Origin of the sequence: Haloferax profundi, assembly GCF_001469865.1 — an archaeon.
GTDB classification, from domain to species: domain Archaea; phylum Halobacteriota; class Halobacteria; order Halobacteriales; family Haloferacaceae; genus Haloferax; species Haloferax profundi.
In genome coordinates this window covers 1-1,553 of sequence record NZ_LOPV01000265.1, presented here as the reverse complement: position 1 = coordinate 1,553, position 1,553 = coordinate 1, and the positions used below count along the sequence as shown (strand labels likewise).

Annotated in this window: 2 protein-coding genes and 1 pseudogene; 1 reads left to right on the top strand and 2 read right to left on the bottom strand. The window is 49.2% G+C overall.

The annotated features are described in order from the left end of the window. Positions 1-476, bottom strand: a pseudogene (locus AUR66_RS11835) (hypothetical protein); the annotation flags it as partial. A gap of 206 nt (positions 477-682) precedes the next feature. Beyond that, entirely contained in the window at positions 683-973 is a 291-nt protein-coding gene (locus AUR66_RS11830) for a hypothetical protein (RefSeq protein WP_058572583.1), read from the bottom strand. A gap of 172 nt (positions 974-1,145) precedes the next feature. Between AUR66_RS11830 and AUR66_RS11825 the strand changes: the two genes are divergently transcribed. Next, the coding region (locus tag AUR66_RS11825; RefSeq protein WP_157533086.1) for a PAS domain S-box protein at positions 1,146-1,553 on the top strand (408 nt) is incomplete at its 3' end.

Sequence of the window (1,553 nt, the reverse complement as noted above, 5' to 3'; positions counted from 1 at the left end):
TACTCGTCGCCTGTTCGCTCGAGAAGGCCGATGGAACGCTGGAATGAGAGATATTTTTCAGTCGTCGATTCGCTTTCGGCGTCCGTGTTCGAACGAATCCACGCGATGAGCTCTGATTTGCTCGGTGTTTCTTTAGCAACGTACTGAAGCATCGACCGGAGAGTATGGAGTCGGCCACGAACACCACCAAAGAACCGGTCTGTGGTCATCCGTCGGTCGTCTGGCTCTGTGGGACGGTCACCTTCTAATCCGAGAATTCGGTACTCACCATCCCCAAGAAATTCAATCTCGTCTCGGTCCCGAAATTCTTGGAGGTTCCGTCGAATCGACTCGTCTACATGGTTGTTCTCGGGAAATTGTGCTTGGAGTCGGTCTGTCGCGAACTTCCGGAACTCGTCTAATGCGAACGTGGATGTGTTACGTTTCTCGCGGTAATCACGGAGTTCCGAGCGAATTGTATTCTCCCAAGAAGACATTTAGAGATCTTGTCTCTTGTCTACTCATCAGCAATCATGAATATTCCGTTGGGATGGGTATTTATCAGCTCACAGAAGGGGCACCTGTCTCAGTCTCGACTTGTGCTTGACTGTTGACCGAGACCACCGTATGAAGTGCAACTGGTGTCTGAGCGCTTGTTGAGAGATGTGATTTCTGAGGGCTCTGTTCACTCTGTGCGTTACACTTATTCGTCGTTCATTTCAGCATGTGGTTCGATCGCTTCAAACGGTCTGACTGGGTCACCCAACTGATCTTGGAACTCATCAATTGACGTCACTCGAATGCTTCCCGGCATCGGGCCGTACCCATCCCAGTCCGGAGTGTACCGAACGATACGTGGGTGGAGTTCTCCATTTCCAGCTTCAAGATCGTATTCGTCGAAGATGAGGTGGATGTCGATGAGGAGTATTTCCCCGTGTTCGTCGTGTTCGTGAAGTACCTCAGGGACAAGCCCCGAAGCATTCGACTCGTTCATCTGTTGACGAGAACCAGGCCATCTTTGAATATCGCCCCGATGAGATTGGAAGCGGCTTGGAGACGCTTCTTTGGGCGTGGTGATGGTCAACCGTGAGGAGGCTCAAAACCCTCTCATATTAATAAAAGATCAGAACGCTTAATTGACAAGTTTTGATTGATAGTAGTACCGAATGAGTCAGGGCTTCTCGATTGAAGAGCCGGAGGTTGCATCCATTTTAGATGCCTCCCCAGATTCAATACTTCTCGTCAATTCTGAAGGGATAATTTGCTATACAAATGCTCGTGTGAACGAATTATTCGGGTACACATCTGGCGAACTAATCGGTGAAGAGATCGAGATGTTAGTTCCTAGGAATGCGCGTGAAACTCACATTACTGAACGTGAGGAATATGTCAAAAATCCCACCGCACGACCCATGGGTGCTGATGTTGAACTCTTTGGTCGTCGGAAAGACGGCTCCATGCTCCCAGTCGATATCTCCTTAGGTCCACTCGAGATTGATGGAGAAACCTACGTGATAGCAGTTGTCCGGGATATTAACGATCAGAAATCACTTCGAGCGAGGTACAAAACGGTC